Here is a 20,547-nt window from a genome sequence, read left to right on the forward strand (position 1 = left end):
ACCGACGTGACCGGCACCGTGAAACTGCCGGAAGGCACTGAAATGGTGATGCCGGGCGACAACCTGAAGTTCGAAGTTGAACTGATCGCGCCGATCGCCATGGAAGAAAAACTGCGCTTCGCCATCCGTGAAGGCGGCCGCACCGTCGGCGCCGGCGTCGTGTCGAAAATCCTGAAGTAATCTCCGGATTACCTTGGAACAGGAAAGGCCGTCCTTCGGGGCGGCCTTTTGCTGTTGTGCGAGGCGGTGTGGTACCGATGACGCCGGTGCGGTGCGGCTTTCCGCCCGGCCGCATCACCGCCCCGGGCATCACCGGCTCGGAGGGGGGCGAATCTCCCGGCCTCCGCGACAACTCCGATGGGGTACAGGCTCGGTGTGGCGGCACTGCTTCCGGGGTGGCGGCGGCCTTGCCGTGGTGCGCGCCGTGGCGCGGGCGCGGGCGGGCCGCTCGCCGGCGGGGGCTGCGGTGGTGGTGGCCCTGGTCGGTGCGCTCTGCGCGCCTCGCGGCAGCATTTCCGGGGCAGGGCGGGGCCGCTGGGCGTCCGGGGCCAAGCCGATAGCCTGTCGGAGAAAACTTCTGCGCGGGTTTCGCGATTCGCCCCTTGCTTTCACCCCGCAACTGGCTTAGCAGACCGCCACGGCCTAGGGGTTTAGCTCAGTTGGTAGAGCATCGGTCTCCAAAACCGAGGGTCGTGGGTTCGAGTCCCCCAACCCCTGCCAGGCCGTCTTCCCGTCTTTTGCCCGCCATTGAGCCTGTGCTTGAAAGCGCGGGCGATAGGCTTTATGTGAGGCCGACAACAGGCGCCCTTCAGGCGTCGGGCAAAGAGGACAGACGATGGCAAATCCGGTTCAGTTCATGCAGCAGGTGCGCTCGGAAGCGGCGAAGATCGTCTGGCCGTCGCGCAAGGAAGTGCTGCTGACCACGGCGATGGTCTTTGTCATGGCCGCGCTGACCTCGGTCTTCTTCTTCGTCGTCGACCTGATCATCAAGCAGGGTCTGCTGGCGGTGCTCGGCCTCGCAGGCTGAGGCTTCTCCCGAAGCGGTATCGCCTCTGCGGCCGGATGATCTCGGGCTTAACGGTCTTGAAATCATATGCGTTCGGCTGTAAAGCGGGCCACATCTTCGGGAACCGGCGCGCATCGATTCGGAATGCGCGCTGTTTTTTATTCGGAGATCGATGGGCTATCCCATTGAGAATAACGGAATTTCGGCCTTCGGCCGGTGGTATGAGAGGCTGAGGCAGCATGGCAAAGCGGTGGTACTCGGTGAGCGTTCTCTCGAATTTCGAGAAGAAGGTCGCCGAACAGATCAGGCAGTCCGTGATTGAAAAAGGCCTCGAGGATCAGATCGAAGAGGTTCTGGTCCCCACCGAAGAGGTGATCGAGATCCGTCGCGGCAAAAAGGTGACCTCGGAGCGCCGCTTCATGCCGGGCTATGTGCTCGTGCGGATGGAGCTGACCGACCGGTCCTATCACCTGGTCTCGTCGATCAACCGCGTGACCGGGTTCCTCGGCCCGCAAGGCAAGCCGTCGCCGATGCGCGACGCAGAAGTGAATACGATCCTCAACCGCAATGTTGAGGGTGAAGTGGCCGCGCCGCGCAACCTGATCCGGTTCGAGGTGGGCGAGAATGTGAGCGTGACCGATGGCCCGTTCGAGGGCTTCGCCGGGATGGTTGAGGAGGTCGATGAGGCCACTTCCCGTCTGAAGGTGACGGTGTCGATCTTTGGCCGGCCGACGCCGGTTGAGCTGGAATTCACTCAGGTGACCAAGGGCAGCTGAGTGTGAGCCGTGGGAGGCGCGCCTTCGGGCAGACCGAACCACTAAACCAAAGCCCGGATGGGCGCCCCGCAGGGGGTTGGTGATAAAGGAGAGGCCAGATGGCCAAGAAAGTTATCGGGCAGCTGAAGCTGCAAGTGAAAGCCGGGCAGGCGAACCCGTCGCCCCCGATCGGTCCGGCGCTGGGTCAGCGCGGGATCAACATCATGGAATTCTGCAAGGCGTTCAACGCCCGCACGCAGGAAATGGAGCCGGGTTCGCCGGTCCCGACCCTGATCACCTACTACGCCGACAAGTCCTTCACCTTCGAGATGAAGACCGCTCCGGCCTCGTTCTACCTGAAAAAGGCCGCTGGCCTGAAGCCGGTGGGCAAGCGTAACCGCGCCAAGGGTTCGGTCAAACCGGGCCGTGAAGTTGCGGGCTATGTGACCGTTGCGCAAGTGCGCGAAATCGCGGAAGCGAAGATGAAAGACCTCTCGGCGAACGATATCGAAGCCGCGATGCAGATCATCCTCGGCTCGGCGAAGTCGATCGGTATCGAGGTGAAAGGCTAAGTCATGGCAAAAGTTGCAAAACGTACCGCCGTCGCCCGCGCTGCCTTTGAGGGCAAAGACCTGCTCTCGGTCGAAGCTGCTGTCGCGCTGATCAAAACCGCTGCCTCGGCGAAATTCGACGAGACGCTCGAAATCGCGCTGAACCTCGGCGTTGACCCGCGTCACGCGGACCAGATGGTCCGTGGCGTGGTGACCCTGCCGAACGGCACCGGGAAAACCGTGCGCGTGGCCGTGTTCGCCCGTGGCCCGAAGGCTGACGAAGCCAAGGCTGCTGGTGCAGACATCGTGGGCGCCGAAGACCTGATGGAAACCATCCAGTCCGGCAAGATCGAGTTCGACCGTTGCATCGCAACGCCGGACATGATGCCGCTGGTCGGCCGTCTGGGCAAAATCCTGGGCCCGCGCAACCTGATGCCGAACCCGAAGGTCGGCACCGTGACGATGGACGTTAAATCGGCTGTCGAAGCGGCAAAGGGCGGCGAAGTGCAGTTCAAAGTCGAAAAAGCCGGCGTGATCCACGGCGGCATCGGCAAAGTGTCGTTCGGTGAAGCCGCTCTGGCTGAAAACGTCCGCGCTTTCGTGGACGCCGTGTCGAAAGCCAAGCCCGCTGGCGCGAAAGGTGCGTACCTGAAAAAGGTTTCGCTGTCCTCGACCATGGGCCCGGGCGTGTCGGTCGATCTGACCTCGGCCACCGGTAACTAAGAGATTCCCCGGCCTTCGGGCTGGGAGAATGACGGGGCGTCCGCGCCCCGTCCTGTCCGAGACGGAGGGTGGGGGAAACCCCTTAATTTCCTTCCTGAGATGGGGAACGGGACCATTACCGAGGGCGACCTCGGGCGATCTGGCCTCGGGAACCTGAAACGGACCCGACCCCCGGCTTCGGCTGGGGAAACCTTGAGCCGGGGGGAAACCCCCATACTTGGAGTGAAACCGTGGATAGAGCCCAAAAAGAGAAATTGGTCGACGAGCTCGGCCAAATCTTCGCAAGCTCTGGCGTTGTGGTGGTTGCCCACTACGAAGGCATGACGGTTGCTCAGATGCAGGATCTGCGGGCGCAAATGCGCGCCGTCGGCGGATCCGTTCGCGTTGCCAAGAACAAGCTCGCCAAGATCGCCCTTGAAGGTCAGCCCTGCGCAAGCATCGCCGACTATCTCACGGGCATGACCGTACTGACCTATTCCGAAGATCCTGTCGCAGCTGCGAAGGTCGCGGATGCCTATGCCAAGGGGAACGAAAAGTTCAAAATCCTTGGCGGGGCCATGGGCAGTTCGGCTCTGGATCCGGCTGGTGTGAAAGCTGTGGCCTCGATGCCGTCGCGTGAAGAGCTTATCGCTCAGATCGTTTCGTGCATTGGTGCTCCGGCCTCGAACATCGCTGGTGCCATTGGCGCGCCTGCTTCCAACATCGCGGGCATCCTCAAGACTCTTGAGGAGCGGGAAGCCGCCTGAAGCAATCTTTTGCCTTCGTTGGGATAAGCCTGACGTCGGAAAACCCTATATGAGAATGGAACGGAAAAATGGCCGATCTTAAAGCACTCGCCGAGCAAATCGTGAACCTCACGCTGCTGCAAGCGCAAGAACTGAAAACCATCCTGAAAGACGAGTACGGCATCGAGCCGGCAGCCGGTGGCGCCGTCATGATGGCGGGCCCGGCAGCAGCTGCTGAAGCCGTCGAAGAGAAAACCGAATTCGACGTCGTCCTGGTTGACGCCGGCGCCAACAAGATCAACGTGATCAAAGAAGTTCGCGCGATCACCGGTCTGGGCCTGAAAGAAGCCAAAGACCTGGTTGAAGCCGGTGGCAAAGTGAAAGAAGGCGCACCGAAAGGCGAAGCCGAAGAAATCAAAGCCAAGCTGGAAGCCGCTGGCGCCAAAGCCGAGCTGAAATAATCTGACGTTGCTTCTGGCAACCAAGGATTGAAATTGGCTGGGTCCGGGTCTATCCCGGGCCCAGCCGAACCTGTCTTGGAGATGCCCTGCCCCTTCCGCGGGGCCTTTCCAAGGCGGTGTTCACGGTTCGGGAGCCATCCGGTGGGACGGATGGCATGAATGGAACCGACCCCTTCATTCGCAAGCGGCGCGTACCGGGCCCCGACGGCACGCCCCCGCGAAGAGACGAAAGGTGACGACGAGCATGGCTCAAGCTTACGTTGGTCAAAAGCGCATCCGCCGCTATTACGGCAAAATCCGCGAAGTCCTTGAAATGCCGAACCTCATTGAGGTTCAGAAATCTTCTTATGATCTGTTCCTGCGCTCGGGCGACGCCCCGAAGCCCCTGGACGGTGAAGGCATCCAAGGCGTCTTCCAGTCGGTTTTCCCGATCAAAGACTTCAACGACAATGCCGTTCTCGAGTTCGTGAAATACGAGCTGGAAAAGCCGAAATACGATGTCGAAGAGTGCCAGGCGCGCGACATGACCTACAGCGCCCCGCTGAAGGTTACGCTGCGTCTGATCGTGTTTGATGTCGACGAGACCACGGGCGCCCGCTCGGTCAAAGACATCAAGGAACAAGACGTCTACATGGGCGACATGCCCCTGATGACCTCGAACGGGACGTTCATCGTGAACGGCACCGAACGGGTGATCGTGTCGCAGATGCACCGCTCGCCCGGCGTGTTCTTTGACCACGACCGCGGCAAGACGCATTCCTCGGGCAAACTCTTGTTCGCCTGCCGCATCATTCCCTACCGCGGCTCCTGGCTGGACTTTGAGTTTGACGCCAAGGACCTCGTGTTCGCGCGCATCGACCGCCGCCGTAAACTGCCGGTGACCACGCTCCTCTATGCGCTGGGTCTCGATCAGGAAGGCATCATGGATGCCTATTACAAGACGGTGAACTACAGCCTTGAAGGCAAGCGCGGCTGGGTGACCAAGTTCTTCCCCGAGCGCGTGCGCGGCACCCGTCCGACCTATGATCTGGTCGATGCCTCGACCGGCGAAATCATCTGCAAGGCCGGTGACAAGGTCACCCCGCGCATGGTGAAAAAGCTGATCGACGAAGGCAGCATCAGCAACCTGCTGGTGCCGTTCGAGCATATCGCAGGCCGCTATGTCGCCAAGGATATCATCAACGAGCAAACCGGTTTCATCTATGTCGAAGCTGGCGATGAGCTGACCCTTGACTATGACCGCGACGGCGAGCTGACCGGCGGCACAATCAAGACGCTGATCGACAACGGCATCACCGAGATTCCGGTGCTGGACATCGACAACGTCAACGTCGGCCCCTACATCCGCAACACGATGGCGGCAGACAAGAACATGGGCCGCGATCAGGCGCTCATGGACATCTACCGCGTCATGCGCCCGGGCGAGCCGCCCACCGTCGAGGCTGCGTCGAACCTGTTCGACACGCTGTTCTTTGACAGCGAGCGCTATGATCTCTCGGCTGTTGGCCGGGTGAAAATGAACATGCGTCTCAGCCTGGATGCGCCGGATACCCAGCGTACCCTGCGCCGCGAAGACATCATCTCCTGCATCAAGGGGCTGGTGGAACTGCGCGACGGCAAAGGCGAGATCGACGACATCGACCACCTCGGCAACCGCCGTGTGCGCTCGGTCGGCGAGCTGATGGAGAACCAGTACCGCGTCGGGCTGCTGCGCATGGAGCGCGCGATCAAGGAACGTATGTCCTCGGTCGAGATCGACACGGTGATGCCGCAAGACCTCATCAACGCGAAACCGGCCGCGGCTGCAGTGCGTGAATTCTTCGGCTCCTCGCAGCTGTCGCAGTTCATGGACCAAACCAACCCGCTGTCGGAAGTCACGCACAAGCGGCGTCTCTCGGCTCTCGGGCCGGGCGGTCTGACCCGCGAGCGCGCTGGCTTTGAAGTGCGCGACGTTCACCCGACCCACTACGGCCGGATGTGCCCGATTGAAACGCCGGAAGGTCAGAACATTGGTCTGATCAACTCGCTGGCCACCTTTGCCCGCGTGAACAAATACGGCTTTATCGAGACTCCGTACCGCAAGGTTGTGGAAGGCAAGGTCACGGATGACGTGGTCTATATGTCGGCCACCGAAGAGATGCGTCACACCGTCGCTCAGGCCAACGCCGAGCTGGATGCGGATGGTCGCTTCGTGAACGAGCTGGTTTCGACCCGTCAGTCGGGCGAATTCATGCTCAACCCGGTCGAAGCCGTGGATCTGATCGACGTGTCGCCGAAGCAGCTGGTTTCGGTTGCCGCCGCGCTGATCCCCTTCCTTGAAAACGACGACGCCAACCGCGCTCTCATGGGCTCGAACATGCAACGTCAGGCGGTTCCGCTGCTGCAATCCGAGGCTCCGTTCGTGGGCACCGGGATGGAAGCGGTTGTGGCGCGTGACTCCGGGGCGGCCATCATGGCGCGTCGCGGCGGCGTGATCGACCAGGTGGACGCCACCCGGATCGTTATCCGCGCCACCGAGAACCTCGGCGTGGGTGATGCGGGCGTCGACATCTACCGTCTGCGCAAGTTCAAACGCTCGAACCAATCTTCCTGCATCAACCAGCGTCCGCTGGTGAAAGTGGGTGAGCGGGTCGAGACGAGCCAGGTGATTGCTGATGGTCCGTCGACGGATCAGGGCGAGCTGGCGATTGGCCGCAACGTGGTCGTCGCGTTCATGCCGTGGAACGGCTACAACTACGAAGACTCCATCCTGATCTCCGAGCGGATCCACCGCGACGACGTGTTCACCTCGATCCACATCGATGAATACGAAGTGGCGGCACGTGACACCAAGCTCGGGCCGGAAGAGATCACCCGCGATATCCCGAACGTCGGTGAGGAAGCCCTGCGCAACCTCGACGAAGCGGGTATTGTCTATATCGGCGCCGAAGTGGGGCCGGGCGACATTCTCGTGGGCAAGATCACCCCGAAAGGCGAAAGCCCGATGACGCCGGAGGAAAAACTCCTGCGCGCCATCTTCGGGGAAAAGGCATCCGACGTGCGCGACACCTCGCTGCGTCTGCCGCCCGGGGCCTACGGCACGATCGTGGAAGTCCGCGTGTTCAACCGGCATGGCGTGGATAAAGACGAGCGCGCGCTGCAGATCGAGCGTGAAGAAGTCGAACGCCTGTCGCGCGACCGTGACGATGAGTTGGCGATTCTGGAGCGCAACACCTATGCGCGCCTGAAGACCCAGATCATGGGCAAGGTTGCCGTCAAAGGGCCGAAAGGGATCCGTCCGGGTTCGGTGATTGACGATGAACTGCTGAGCACGCTGAGCCGTGGTCAGTGGTGGCAACTGGCGCTGGAATCGGAAAGCGACGCGAAAGAAGTCGAGGCGCTGAATGATCAGTTCGACGCGCAGAAACGCGCGCTGGATCACCGCTTTGAAGACAAGGTCGAGAAAGTCCGTCAGGGCGACGACCTGCCGCCGGGCGTGATGAAAATGGTCAAAGTGTTCGTCGCCGTGAAGCGCAAGCTTCAGGCCGGGGACAAGATGGCCGGTCGTCACGGCAACAAAGGCGTCGTGTCGAAAGTGGTGCCGATCGAGGACATGCCGTTCCTGGCGGACGGGACCCCGGTTGATCTCGTGCTGAACCCGCTGGGCGTGCCGTCGCGGATGAACGTCGGTCAGATCCTTGAGACCCATATGGGTTGGGCGTCGCGCGGTCTGGGCATCCAGATCGACGAAGCGCTGAAGGAATACCGTCGTTCGGGCGATATGACCCCGGTGCGGGAAGCGATGCGTCACGGCTATGGCGATGAAACCTACGAGGAAGAATTCGCCAACCTCGACAACGAGCGTTTCCTGGAAAGCGCCGACACCGTGCGCCGCGGCGTGCCGATCTCGACCCCGGTCTTTGACGGGGCGAAAGAGGCCGACGTGAACGATGCGCTGACGCGTGCCGGGTTCGACACTTCGGGCCAGTCGGTGGTCTTCGATGGCCGGACGGGCGACCAGTTCGCGCGGAAAGTCACCGTCGGCGTCAAGTACTTCCTGAAGCTGCATCACCTTGTCGACGACAAGATGCACGCCCGTTCGACTGGTCCCTACTCGCTCGTCACGCAGCAGCCGCTGGGTGGTAAGGCGCAGTTCGGTGGTCAGCGTCTGGGTGAGATGGAAGTCTGGGCACTGGAAGCTTACGGCGCCGCCTACACCCTGCAGGAAATGCTGACGGTGAAGTCGGATGACGTGGCGGGCCGGACCAAGGTCTACGAGTCGATCGTCAAGGGCGAGGACAATTTCGAAGCCGGCGTGCCGGAATCGTTCAACGTTCTCGTCAAAGAGGTCCGGGGCCTCGGCCTCAACATGGAACTCCTGGATTCGGAGGATGAGTGAGGGCGGTCACGCCCTCCTTTCCACCCACCTGATATGAAGGACGCAAGATGAACCAGGAAATCACTGCCAATCCGTTCAACCCGCTGGCTTCGCCCAAGCAGTTTGACGAAATCAAGATCTCTCTGGCCTCGCCGGAGCGGATCCTGTCGTGGTCCTATGGCGAGATCAAAAAGCCCGAGACCATCAACTACCGCACGTTCAAACCGGAGCGTGACGGTCTGTTCTGCGCACGGATCTTTGGCCCGATCAAAGATTACGAATGCCTCTGCGGCAAATACAAACGCATGAAATATCGCGGCGTTGTCTGCGAGAAATGCGGCGTTGAAGTCACGTTGCAGAAAGTGCGCCGTGAGCGGATGGGCCATATCGAGCTCGCCGCGCCCGTTGCGCATATCTGGTTCCTGAAATCGCTGCCGTCCCGCATCGGTCTGATGCTGGACATGACGTTGCGCGATCTGGAACGCATTCTCTACTTTGAAAACTACGTCGTGATCGAACCGGGTCTGACGGATCTCACCTATGGTCAGCTGATGACCGAAGAAGAGTTCCTGGACGCGCAGGATCAGTATGGCGCCGATGCTTTCACCGCCAATATCGGCGCCGAAGCCATCCGTGAAATGCTGAGCCAGATCGACCTTGAGGCCACCGCGGACCAGCTCCGTGAAGAGCTGAAAGAAGCGACCGGCGAGCTGAAGCCGAAAAAAATCATCAAACGGCTGAAAATCGTTGAATCCTTCCTCGAGTCGGGCAACCGCCCCGAGTGGATGGTGCTGACGGTGATCCCGGTCATTCCGCCGGAACTGCGCCCGCTGGTGCCGCTGGACGGTGGCCGCTTCGCGACCTCCGACCTGAACGACCTCTACCGTCGTGTCATCAACCGGAACAACCGTCTGAAGCGCCTGATCGAGCTGCGCGCGCCCGACATCATCGTCCGCAACGAAAAGCGGATGCTGCAAGAATCGGTCGATGCTCTGTTCGACAACGGCCGTCGCGGCCGCGTCATCACGGGCACCAACAAGCGCCCGCTGAAGTCGCTGTCGGACATGCTGAAGGGTAAGCAAGGTCGCTTCCGTCAGAACCTTTTGGGTAAACGCGTCGACTTCTCGGGTCGTTCGGTCATCGTGACCGGCCCGGAGCTGAAGCTGCACCAATGTGGTCTGCCGAAAAAGATGGCTTTGGAGCTCTTCAAGCCGTTCATCTATTCGCGTCTTGAGGCCAAAGGTCTGTCCTCGACCGTGAAACAGGCGAAGAAGCTGGTCGAGAAAGAGCGTCCGGAAGTCTGGGATATCCTGGATGAGGTGATCCGCGAGCACCCGGTTCTGTTGAACCGCGCGCCGACGCTGCACCGTCTGGGCATCCAGGCGTTCGAGCCGATCCTGATCGAAGGCAAAGCGATCCAGCTGCACCCGCTCGTCTGTTCGGCGTTCAACGCCGACTTCGACGGTGACCAGATGGCCGTTCACGTGCCGCTCTCGCTGGAAGCCCAGCTGGAAGCCCGCGTGCTGATGATGTCGACGAACAACGTTCTGTCGCCCGCCAATGGTGCGCCGATCATCGTTCCGTCGCAGGATATGATCTTGGGCCTCTATTACACGTCGATGGAGCGCAAGGGCATGGTCGGCGAAGGCATGATCTTCAGCACGATCGAAGAAGTCGAGCATGCGCTGAACGCCGGGATCGTGCATCTGCACGCCAAGATCACCGCGCGGGTCAAGCAGATCGACGAGCATGGTGAAGAAGTGGTCCGCCGCTTTGAAACCACGCCGGGCCGTCTGCGTCTGGGGGCCCTGCTGCCGCTGAACGCCAAGGCACCGTTCGAGCTGGTGAACCGTCTGCTGCGGAAGAAAGACGTGCAAAACGTCATCGACACCGTCTACCGCTACTGCGGCCAGAAAGAGTCGGTTATCTTCTGTGACCAGATCATGGGCATGGGTTTCCGTGAGGCGTTCCGCGCCGGGATCTCGTTTGGCAAGGATGACATGGTCATTCCGGACACCAAGTGGGAAATCGTCAACGGCGTGCGCGACCAAGTGAAGGAATTCGAACAACAGTACATGGACGGCCTGATCACTCAGGGCGAAAAGTACAACAAAGTTGTCGATGCCTGGTCGAAATGCTCGGACGCCGTCGCAGGCGAGATGATGAAGGAAATTTCCGCCGTTCGCTACGATGATGCGGGCGCCGAGAAAGAACCGAACTCGGTCTACATGATGGCTCACTCCGGGGCACGGGGTTCGCCGGCACAGATGAAACAGCTGGGCGGGATGCGTGGTCTGATGGCCAAACCGTCGGGCGAGATCATCGAAACGCCGATCATCTCGAACTTTAAAGAAGGTCTGACCGTGCTCGAGTACTTCAACTCGACCCACGGTGCCCGTAAGGGTCTGGCCGATACCGCGCTGAAAACCGCCAACTCGGGCTATCTGACCCGCCGTCTGGTGGACGTGGCGCAGGACTGCATCGTGCGCTCGCACGACTGCGGCACCGAACGTGCGATCACGGCTTCGGCTGCGGTCAACGACGGTGAGGTGGTCTCGCCGCTGGGCGAGCGCGTTCTGGGCCGGGTTTCGGCCGATGACGTGATGGTGCCGGGGACGGATGAGCTGCTGCTTCGCAAGAACGAGCTGATCGACGAGCGCAAGGCCGATATGGTCGAACAATCGGGCGTCACCTCGATCCGCATCCGCTCGGCACTGACCTGTGAGGCCGAAGAGGGCGTTTGCGCGCTCTGCTACGGTCGTGACCTTGCCCGCGGTACGCTGGTCAACCAAGGTGAGGCCGTCGGCATCATCGCGGCCCAGTCGATCGGCGAGCCGGGCACCCAGCTGACGATGCGGACCTTCCACATCGGCGGTATTGCACAGGGTGGTCAGCAGTCCTTCCAGGAAGCGAGCCAGGAGGGTGTGATCGAGTTCCGCAACGCCAACCTTCTGCTGAACGCCAATGACGAACAGATCGTCATGGGCCGCAGCATGACGGTGGCGATCATGGACGAGCAGGGCGAAGAGCGTGCATCGCACAAACTGACCTATGGCTCGAAGATCTTCGTCAAGGAAGGTCAGTCGGTCAAACGGGGCGACAAACTCTATGAATGGGACCCCTATACCCTGCCGATCATCGCCGAGAAGGCCGGTGTGGCCAAGTTCGTCGACCTGATCTCGGGCATTTCGGTGCGCGACGAGACGGATGATGCGACGGGCATGACCCAGAAGATCGTGACCGATTGGCGTTCGGCGCCGAAAGGCAATGATCTGAAGCCGGAAATCATCATCATGGACCCGGAAACCGGTGAACCCATGCGCGGTGACTCGGGCAACCCGGTCAGCTACCAGATGTCGGTCGACGCCATTCTCTCGATCGAAGAAGGCTCGGAAGTCAAAGCCGGTGACGTTGTGGCGCGGATCCCGCGCGAAGGCGCCAAGACCAAGGACATCACCGGGGGTCTTCCCCGCGTGGCGGAACTGTTCGAAGCCCGTCGTCCGAAAGATCACGCGATCATCGCCGAGGTGGATGGCTATGTTCGGTTCGGCAAGGACTATAAGAACAAACGCCGGATCACCATCGAGCCGACGGATGAGACGCTGAACACGGTTGAGTACATGGTGCCGAAAGGCAAACACATCCCGGTGCAGGAAGGCGACTTCGTGCAGCGTGGGGACTACATCATGGACGGCAACCCGGCGCCGCATGACATTCTGCGCATCATGGGGATTGAGGCTCTGGCCGATTACCTCATCGACGAAGTGCAGGACGTCTATCGTCTGCAAGGCGTGAAGATCAACGATAAGCACATCGAGGTTATCGTTCGTCAGATGCTGCAGAAGATCGAGATCCTGGATTCGGGCGACTCGACGCTTCTCAAAGGCGAGAATGTCGACAAGGCCGAGTTCGAGGAAGAAAACGACAAGGTTATCGCACGTGGCGGGCGTCCCGCGTCGGGCGAGCCGGTTCTGCTGGGCATCACCAAAGCCTCGCTGCAGACCCGGTCGTTCATCTCGGCAGCCTCCTTCCAGGAGACCACCCGCGTTCTCACCGAGGCTTCGGTGCAGGGCAAACGCGACAAGCTGGTCGGCCTGAAAGAGAACGTCATCGTGGGTCGTCTGATCCCTGCGGGTACCGGTGGTGCCACCAGCCGCGTGCGCAAGATCGCCGCGGAACGCGATCAGAAGGTCATCGACTCGCGTCGTGCCGAGGCGGAAGCTGCGGCGGCCCTCGCGGCACCGGTGGCAGAGCCGGTGGTGGATGTTGATCTCGGTCTGGTGGATACGCCGGAAAGCCGCGATTGATCCTTGACTAGGTGATAAAAAAAGGCCCCGCTCCGGCGGGGCCTTTTCGTTTGGGGCCGGACGATCTGGGGCAGGGTGCCCCGGCACCAGGCGGGCGGAGACAGATGGCAACTGCGGCGGATAACGTGCGGGGCGCGAGCCTGATGATTGGGGCCATGGCGGCGTTCTGCCTCAACGATACGTTGATGAAGGCCGTCACTCAGGAGGTGCCGCTGTATCAGGCCATCTTCCTGCGGGGCCTGATGATGATGCCGATGCTGGCGGTCATGCTCTACCGTTCGGGGCCGTTCACCCTGCGTCTGGCGGCCGGGGACCGGGGCTGGATGGCACTGCGTTTGCTGGGCGAGGTTCTGGCCACGATCTTTTTCATGACGGCCCTGCAGCATATGCCTCTCGCCAATCTGTCCGCCATCCTGCAAAGCCTGCCCTTGCTGGTGACGCTCGCCGCCACGCTCTTCTGGGGCGAGCCGCTCGGCTGGCGGCGCAGCCTTGCCGTTGGTCTCGGCTTCATCGGGGTGATGCTGATCATCCGCCCCGGTGCCGATTTTGACCGCTGGGCGATCTTTGCGCTGCTGGCGGTTCTGGCCGTGCTGGTGCGCGATATGGTGACGCGGCAGATGTCCGCTTCGCTGCCCACGGCGGTGATCTCGCTCTATGCCGCGGTGGCGGTGACCTTGCTCGGGGCGATCATCAGCCCGTTTCAGGGCTGGGCCGGGCCGGGGATTCGCGAAATACTGGGGCTGGCAGGGGCCGCTGTGGCGCTTTTGCTGGGCTATACGCTGATCATCGGCGCGATGCGGGTGGGCGATGTCGGCGTTGTGGCGCCGTTCCGCTACACTTCGCTGCTTTTCGCGCTGGTGCTCGGGTGGTTGATTTTTGGCAGTTTTCCGGACGCTTTGACGCTGGTGGGGGCGGGGCTGGTCGTGGCCACCGGCATCTACACTTTCTTTCGTGAACGGCGTCTGGCGCGACAAAACGGCTGATTGGCTTGTCAGAGGCCGGATAATCGGGCACAGAAGCCCGACTTGACGGAGCAATCAAAGGACCCGCTGCGGTGACCGAGACCCCGACGCCCCTGCTGACCGTGGTCATCCCGGCCCGCAATGAAGCTGACAACATCATCGGCCTGTTGACCGGGATTGATGCGGCGATGACCCCCGTGGCCCCTTTTGAGGTGATCGTCGTCGATGACGGCTCGACCGATGCCACCGCCGCCACCGTGCGCGGGCGCATGGCCGAGGTGCCGCATCTGCGCCTGCTGCAGCATGACCGCTCGGGCGGGCAATCCGCGGCGGTGCATTCCGGCGTGCTGGCGGCGCGCGGCGCGTTTATCCTGACACTGGATGGCGACGGGCAGAACCCGCCGGAAGAACTGCCGAAACTCGCGGCGCCGCTGATGGCGGCGGGGTCCGATGCCATTGGTCTGGTGGCCGGACAACGGGTCGGGCGGCAGGACACGATGTCGAAAAAGCTCGCGTCGAAATTCGCCAATGGTCTGCGCGCGCGCATTCTGAAGGACGGCACCCGCGACACCGGCTGTGGTCTGAAGGGCTTTCGCCGTGCGGCCTATCTGCGGCTGCCGTACTTTGACCACATGCACCGCTATCTGCCAGCGCTCTTCGCGCGCGATGGCTGGCAGGTGGCGCATGTTGATGTCAGCCACCGGGCGCGCGGCGCCGGCAATTCCAACTATTCCAACTGGCAGCGCGGGCTGGTGGGGGCGGTCGATCTGATCGGCGTCGCGTGGCTCTTGCGCCGCCGGAAGAAATCGCGCCCGACGGAGGCTCAGACGTAAACATGCATTGGCTGATGACGGTTCTTCATGTCGACAGCACCATTGAGCTTTGGTGGGTGGTCTTCGGTTTCGCGGCGCAGGCGATGTTCACCGGGCGTTTCCTGGTGCAATGGATCGCATCCGAGCGGGCGAAAGATTCCGTGGTGCCGGTGGCATTCTGGTATTTCTCGCTCGCGGGCGGGTTGATGCTTCTGGCCTATGCGCTTTACCGGATGGATCCGGTCTTCATTCTGGGGCAGGCGCTCGGCGTGTTGATTTACGTCCGTAACCTGACGCTGATCTATGCCAAGCGCCGCAACAGCTGAGGCACGGGGCTGGATCGGACCGGCGGCGAGTGTTGTCGCGCTGGTCACGCTCTACCGCCTCGTGCTGCTGGCCTTCAACGCCACCGACCTCTTTGTCGACGAAAGCCAGTATTGGCTTTGGGGCCAGCGGCTTGACTTTGGCTATTACTCCAAGCCGCCGCTGATCGCCTGGGTGATCCGGCTGGTCACCGAGCTTGCCGGATCGGATGCGGCATTTTGGGTGCGGATGCCCGATGCGCTGTTTCATGCAGCGACCGCGCTGATCCTCGGCGCGCTTGGCGCACGGTTCTGGGGGGCGCGGAGCGGATTTTGGGTGGCGGTGGCCTATGTGACGCTGCCCTTCGTGGCCGTCGGTTCGCTGTTGATCTCCACCGATACGATCCTCGCGCCGTTCTTCGCGGCGGCCCTTTTGTTTTGGGTGCGGGCCCTGGGTGAGCGGCGTCTGGCCTTTGCCCTCTTGGCAGGCGCGATGGCGGGGGCCGCCTGTATGGCGAAATATGCCGGGGTGTATTTCCTGCTGGGCGCAGTGCTGGCGGCACTGGTCGCGCGCGACTGGCGGGCGGGCTGGCGCTACTGGGCGCTGATGCTCGCGGGCTTTGCGGTGGTGATGGCGCCGAACATCCTGTGGAACCTCAGCCATGATCTGACCACCGTCGAGCATACGATGGACAATGTGGGCTGGGTGCGCGAGCAATCGGTCTTTGCCAGCCTGAACCCCGCGGGCCTGCTGGAGTTCTTTTCGGCGCAGTTTGCCGTCTTTGGGCCGGTTTTCTTTGCGGTGCTGCTGGGCCTTGTGCTGCGACCGGGGGGCGCGCGGGGGCGTGGGCTTTTGGCTTTCGCGCTGCCGGTGCTCGTGATCGTCTGTGTGCAGGCGCTGATGAACAAGGCCTATGCCAATTGGGCGGTGACCAGCTATTTCGCGGGTACGGTGCTGGTGGTGGGCGCGCTGCGGGCGCGTCCGGGATGGCTGAAAGCGGGAGTGGCGATCAATGCGGTGATCGCGCTGATCCTGCCGCTGCTGACCGTGATGCCGGGGCTGGAGCGCAACGGTAAACCCCTGTTGGCGCGTTACCTCGGCCGTGTCGCGCTGAGCGAAGAGATCATTGCGCTCGCGCAGCGCGAAGGCGGGCTGCCGGTTCTGGCCGAGAACCGCGATGTGCTGGCCGATCTTTTTCACACCGGGGCCGACAGCGGGCTGCGCTTTTACGCGCCGGTGCCGCAGGGCCGCGCCCATAATTACTATGAGCAGAACTTTGCCCTGCCGCCGCAGGTCACAGCCCCGCTGTTGCTGATCCGCGAGGGCGCACCGGTCTGTGACGGGGCACCGCTGCCCCCTTTGGCCGTGCTCGACACCGCCAAAGGGGCCTTTGCCAACCATCCGCTGAACGCCTACCGGATTGATGCGGGGTGCCTTGATGCCCTCCGTTAAAGCCGACCTCCTGCGGCTGCGCCTTTGGCTGGCTTTCGTGCTGGTTCTGGCCATCTTCACGCTGTGGCCGGGGCTGGACCTCTGGGTTTCGGGTCTTTTTTACCGTGCGGACGGCGGCTTTTGGCTGGCGGGTAATCAGGCGATGGCCGAGGCGCGCCAGCAGATCTGGGATCTGGTGTTGTTGGTTTTGGTCGTGGCTCTCGCGGCGAGTCTCGTTTGCTGTTGGCGGCGGGGCAAGGCGCTCTGGGGTGTTCCGCGGCGGGTCTGGTTGTTTGTCGTCGCGCTCTATCTGGTCGGGCCGGGCATCGTGGTGAACCTGATCCTGAAATCCCACTGGGGCCGCGCCCGTCCGGCGGATGTGCTCGAGTTTGGCGGCTCGGCGCATTTCACCGCCCCGTTGGAGCGGGCCGGGCAATGCCTGCACAACTGCTCCTTCGTCTCGGGCGAGGGGGCGGGGGTGACGGCGCTGGCCATTTCCCTGATGGTCATCCTGAGCGCTGCATTGCCGCGCCTGCACCGGGGCGACCGCATCGCGGCGCAGGTGATCCTTGGCGTGCTGGTTGCCGTGGGGGCGGGGATGCGGGTGATGACGGGGCGGCATTTCCTCTCGGACACGCTGTTGTCGATGCTGATCGTTTGCCTCCTGGCCGAAGGTCTGGGGCGGCTGATCCTGACGCCAGAACCGGGGGCGCTGACGGCGCTAAGGGCGCGAATTTCCGCGCTGTTCCCCCGCCGCTGAGGCCGCCGCCGGTTGCCCTGCGTCAAGCCCGGCAGCCTGTGTTGACAACCCCTGCGACTCCCCCTATACGGCCCCCAACCCGACGGGCGCATTGTGTCCGGCGGCTAGCCGAATTCTAGTGGTCAAGATCCGGGTCACAAGCCTCGATCCTCTGGATTTCAACGCATTCGCCCCCTTGGGGGTGCAATGCGATTTGGCGTTTTACGATGTGCGTGAAGCGCCGTCGAGAAGTGGCGCATCCTGTTCGGGGTGCGAGTATTGACAGAGCAAATACGGGGAACCGGTATGCCTACCATCCAACAGCTGATCCGCAAGCCGCGGCAGCCCAAGGTGCAGCGCTCCAAGTCGCAACACCTTCAGTCCTGCCCGCAAAAGCGTGGCGTGTGTACCCGCGTGTACACCACCACGCCGAAGAAACCGAACTCCGCTATGCGTAAAGTCGCCAAGGTGCGTCTGACGAATGGCTTCGAGGTCATCTCCTACATCCCGGGCGAAAAGCACAACCTTCAGGAGCACTCCGTGGTTCTGATCCGTGGCGGCCGGGTAAAAGACCTTCCGGGTGTCCGTTACCACATCCTGCGCGGTGTGCTGGATACCCAAGGTGTTAAAGATCGTCGTCAACGCCGTTCGAAATACGGCGCGAAGCGTCCGAAATAAGGGGATCATCAGATGTCTCGTCGTCACGCCGCTGAAAAGCGCGAAGTTTTGCCTGACGCCAAATTTGGCGATCGTGTGCTGACCAAATTCATGAACAACCTGATGGTTGACGGTAAGAAATCGACCGCCGAACGCATCGTCTACAACGCGCTCGAGCGTGTTGAGGGCAAGCTGAAGCGCGAGCCGATCGAAGTCTTCCACGAAGCCCTCGACAACGTGAAGCCTTCGGTTGAAGTGCGCTCGCGTCGCGTCGGTGGTGCAACCTACCAGGTTCCGGTCGAAGTGCGTCCGACCCGTCGGGAAGCACTGGCGATCCGCTGGCTGATCACCGCTGCGAAAAACCGCAACGAAAACACGATGGAAGAGCGTCTGGCCGGTGAGCTGGCGGATGCTGTGAACAATCGTGGTACCGCTGTGAAGAAGCGCGAAGACACCCACAAAATGGCCGACGCGAACAAAGCGTTCAGCCACTACCGCTGGTAACAGGAGACGCCGCCATGGCTCGCGAATATCCGCTGAACCTCTACCGCAACTTTGGGATTATGGCCCACATCGACGCGGGTAAAACCACGACGACTGAGCGGATTCTGTACTACACCGGCAAGTCGCACAAAATCGGCGAAGTGCACGATGGTGCCGCGACCATGGACTGGATGGAGCAAGAGCAGGAGCGGGGGATCACCATTACCTCCGCTGCTACCACCACGTTCTGGGAAAAAACCTACGACGGTACCACCCCGACGTCGGAGAAGCACCGCTTCAACATCATCGACACCCCCGGCCACGTTGACTTCACCATTGAAGTTGAGCGTTCGCTGGCCGTGCTCGACGGTGCGATCTGTCTGCTCGACGCCAACGCTGGCGTGGAACCGCAGACCGAAACCGTGTGGCGTCAGGCTGACCGCTACAAGGTGCCGCGGATCGTCTTCGTCAACAAAATGGACAAGATCGGCGCGGATTTCTACAACTGCGTCAAGATGATCAAAGACCGCACCGGCGCGATCCCCTGCCCGATCGCTTTGCCGATCGGCGCTGAAGATCAGCTGGAAGGCATCGTTGATCTGGTGACCATGGAAGAATGGGTCTACCAGGGCGAAGATCTGGGCGCCACCTGGGTGCACCGTCCGATCCGCGCCGAGCTGCAAGAGCTCGCCGACGAATGGCGCGGCAAAATGGTCGAACTCGCCGTCGAAATGGACGACGCGGCCATGGAAGCATACCTCGAAGGCAACGAACCCGACGTGGACACGCTGCGCAAGCTGATCCGCAAAGGCTGTCTGTCGATGTCCTTCGTGCCGGTTACCGCCGGTTCGGCGTTCAAGAACAAAGGCGTGCAGCCGGTTCTGAACGCGGTTATCGACTACCTGCCGTCGCCGCTCGACGTTCCGGCCTACATGGGCTTCAAACCGGGCGACGAAACCGAGACCCGCGACATCGCCCGCCATGCGGATGATGCCGAGCCCTTCTCGGCGCTGGCCTTCAAGATCATGAACGACCCCTTCGTGGGCTCGCTCACCTTCACCCGGATCTACTCGGGCGTCCTGAAAAAGGGCGACCAGATGCTGAACGCGACGAAAGAACGTCGTGAGCGCGTCGGCCGGATGATGATGATGCACGCCATCAACCGCGAAGAGATCGATGAAGCCTTTGCAGGCGACATCATCGCGCTGGCCGGTCTGAAAGAAACCACCACCGGTGACACGCTTTGCGATCCGTCGCAGCCCGTCGTTCTGGAAACCATGACCTTCCCCGAGCCGGTTATCGAGATCGCCGTCGAGCCGAAGACCAAGGCCGACCAGGAGAAAATGGGTATGGCGCTGGCCCGTCTGGCTGCCGAAGACCCGTCGTTCCGCGTCGAGACCGATTTCGAATCGGGCCAGACGATCATGAAGGGCATGGGCGAACTTCACCTCGACATCCTCGTCGACCGTATGCGTCGCGAGTTCAAGGTTGAGGCGAACATCGGTGCGCCGCAGGTGGCCTACCGCGAGACCATCTCGCGCGAAGCCGAGATCGACTACACGCACAAGAAACAGTCCGGTGGTACCGGTCAGTTCGCGCGCATCAAGCTGGTCATCACGCCGACCGAGCCGGGCGAAGGCTATTCGTTCGAATCGAAAATCGTGGGTGGTGCGGTGCCGAAGGAATACGTTCCGGGCGTCGAAAAAGGTATCAAGTCGGTCATGGACTCCGGTCCGCTGGCAGGCTTCCCGGTGATCGACTTCAAAGTGGCGCTGATCGACGGTGCTTTCCACGACGTCGACTCCTCGGTGCTCGCCTTTGAAATCGCTGCCCGTGCAGGGATGCGTGAAGGTCTGAAAAAGGCCGGCGCGAAACTGCTGGAACCGATCATGAAAGTCGAAGTGGTGACCCCGGAAGAATACACCGGCGGCATCATCGGCGACCTGACCTCGCGTCGGGGCATGGTTCAGGGGCAAGACAGCCGCGGCAACGCGAATGTCATCACCGCAATGGTGCCGCTGGCCAACATGTTCGGCTACATCAACAACCTGCGTTCGATGTCCTCGGGCCGTGCGAACTTCTCGATGACGTTCGACCACTACGACGCCGTGCCGCAGAACATCTCGGACGAGATCCAAAAGAAATACGCGTAAGGGCCGGGCGGTAACGCCCCCCTTTCCCAGACACAGGAGGCCATCATGGCAAAGGCAAAGTTTGAACGGAACAAACCGCACGTCAACATCGGCACGATTGGCCACGTTGACCACGGCAAAAC

The 20,547-nt window shown here is 61.7% G+C and carries 16 protein-coding genes, 1 tRNA gene and 1 pseudogene; all 18 read left to right on the forward strand.

The window, feature by feature from the left end; translation table 11 throughout:
- Positions 1 to 180 (forward strand): annotated as a pseudogene (gene tuf / locus ACEN2S_RS22340) (elongation factor Tu); the annotation flags it as partial.
- Positions 181 to 644: 464 nt separating this feature from the next.
- Positions 645 to 720, forward strand: a tRNA-Trp gene (locus ACEN2S_RS22345).
- 115 nt (positions 721 to 835) lie between these two features.
- Positions 836 to 1,027: a preprotein translocase subunit SecE gene (gene secE / locus ACEN2S_RS22350; RefSeq protein WP_441870668.1), complete on the forward strand. Its 192-nt coding sequence runs from the start codon at positions 836 to 838 to the stop codon at positions 1,025 to 1,027.
- A 218-nt stretch (positions 1,028 to 1,245) separates the two neighbouring features.
- Positions 1,246 to 1,782: a transcription termination/antitermination protein NusG gene (nusG, locus tag ACEN2S_RS22355; RefSeq protein ID WP_441870670.1), complete on the forward strand. Its 537-nt coding sequence runs from the start codon at positions 1,246 to 1,248 to the stop codon at positions 1,780 to 1,782.
- A gap of 98 nt (positions 1,783 to 1,880) precedes the next feature.
- Positions 1,881 to 2,333 carry a 50S ribosomal protein L11 gene (gene rplK, locus ACEN2S_RS22360; RefSeq protein WP_441870672.1) on the forward strand — a complete coding sequence of 151 codons (453 nt, stop codon included), beginning with the start codon at positions 1,881 to 1,883 and terminating at the stop codon, positions 2,331 to 2,333.
- Positions 2,334 to 2,336: 3 nt separating this feature from the next.
- Positions 2,337 to 3,035 (forward strand): 50S ribosomal protein L1, encoded by a 699-nt coding sequence (gene rplA / locus ACEN2S_RS22365; protein WP_441870674.1) that lies wholly within the window; start codon positions 2,337 to 2,339, stop codon positions 3,033 to 3,035.
- Positions 3,036 to 3,265: 230 nt separating this feature from the next.
- Positions 3,266 to 3,781: a 50S ribosomal protein L10 gene (rplJ, locus tag ACEN2S_RS22370; protein ID WP_441870676.1), complete on the forward strand. Its 516-nt coding sequence runs from the start codon at positions 3,266 to 3,268 to the stop codon at positions 3,779 to 3,781.
- A gap of 68 nt (positions 3,782 to 3,849) precedes the next feature.
- Positions 3,850 to 4,221, forward strand: coding sequence for a 50S ribosomal protein L7/L12 (gene rplL, locus ACEN2S_RS22375; RefSeq protein WP_441870678.1), 372 nt, complete (start codon positions 3,850 to 3,852; stop codon positions 4,219 to 4,221).
- Positions 4,222 to 4,465: 244 nt separating this feature from the next.
- The gene (gene rpoB, locus ACEN2S_RS22380) at positions 4,466 to 8,599 is read left to right on the forward strand and encodes a DNA-directed RNA polymerase subunit beta (protein WP_441870680.1); all 4,134 of its coding nucleotides are present in this window, start codon (positions 4,466 to 4,468) and stop codon (positions 8,597 to 8,599) included.
- Positions 8,600 to 8,646: 47 nt separating this feature from the next.
- Positions 8,647 to 12,885 carry a DNA-directed RNA polymerase subunit beta' gene (gene rpoC, locus ACEN2S_RS22385; protein WP_441870682.1) on the forward strand — a complete coding sequence of 1,413 codons (4,239 nt, stop codon included), beginning with the start codon at positions 8,647 to 8,649 and terminating at the stop codon, positions 12,883 to 12,885.
- A gap of 104 nt (positions 12,886 to 12,989) precedes the next feature.
- Entirely contained in the window at positions 12,990 to 13,868 is an 879-nt protein-coding gene (locus ACEN2S_RS22390) for a DMT family transporter (RefSeq protein ID WP_441870684.1), read from the forward strand.
- Between the two features lie 71 nt (positions 13,869 to 13,939).
- Complete coding sequence (locus ACEN2S_RS22395) at positions 13,940 to 14,680, forward strand: glycosyltransferase family 2 protein (RefSeq protein ID WP_441870686.1); 741 nt, start codon at positions 13,940 to 13,942, stop codon at positions 14,678 to 14,680.
- A gap of 14 nt (positions 14,681 to 14,694) precedes the next feature.
- A complete protein-coding gene (locus tag ACEN2S_RS22400; protein ID WP_441870688.1) occupies positions 14,695 to 14,985 on the forward strand; it encodes a lipid-A-disaccharide synthase N-terminal domain-containing protein in 291 nt (96 codons plus the stop codon).
- Positions 14,963 to 16,414: an ArnT family glycosyltransferase gene (locus ACEN2S_RS22405; RefSeq protein ID WP_441870690.1), complete on the forward strand. Its 1,452-nt coding sequence runs from the start codon at positions 14,963 to 14,965 to the stop codon at positions 16,412 to 16,414. The genes ACEN2S_RS22400 and ACEN2S_RS22405 overlap by 23 nt, the downstream gene beginning before the upstream one ends.
- Positions 16,401 to 17,153: a phosphatase PAP2 family protein gene (locus tag ACEN2S_RS22410; RefSeq protein ID WP_441870692.1), complete on the forward strand. Its 753-nt coding sequence runs from the start codon at positions 16,401 to 16,403 to the stop codon at positions 17,151 to 17,153. The genes ACEN2S_RS22405 and ACEN2S_RS22410 overlap by 14 nt, the downstream gene beginning before the upstream one ends.
- 285 nt (positions 17,154 to 17,438) lie before the next feature.
- Positions 17,439 to 17,810 (forward strand): 30S ribosomal protein S12, encoded by a 372-nt coding sequence (rpsL, locus tag ACEN2S_RS22415; protein WP_010399029.1) that lies wholly within the window; start codon positions 17,439 to 17,441, stop codon positions 17,808 to 17,810.
- A gap of 12 nt (positions 17,811 to 17,822) precedes the next feature.
- A complete protein-coding gene (rpsG, locus tag ACEN2S_RS22420) occupies positions 17,823 to 18,293 on the forward strand; it encodes a 30S ribosomal protein S7 (RefSeq protein WP_441870695.1) in 471 nt (156 codons plus the stop codon).
- A 14-nt stretch (positions 18,294 to 18,307) separates the two neighbouring features.
- A complete protein-coding gene (fusA, locus tag ACEN2S_RS22425) occupies positions 18,308 to 20,425 on the forward strand; it encodes an elongation factor G (RefSeq protein WP_441870697.1) in 2,118 nt (705 codons plus the stop codon).
- Positions 20,426 to 20,547 lie beyond the last annotated feature (122 nt).

Origin of the sequence: Phaeovulum sp. W22_SRMD_FR3 (assembly GCF_052113705.1) — a bacterium.
In the GTDB taxonomy this organism is placed as follows: Bacteria; Pseudomonadota; Alphaproteobacteria; order Rhodobacterales; family Rhodobacteraceae; genus JBGQOG01.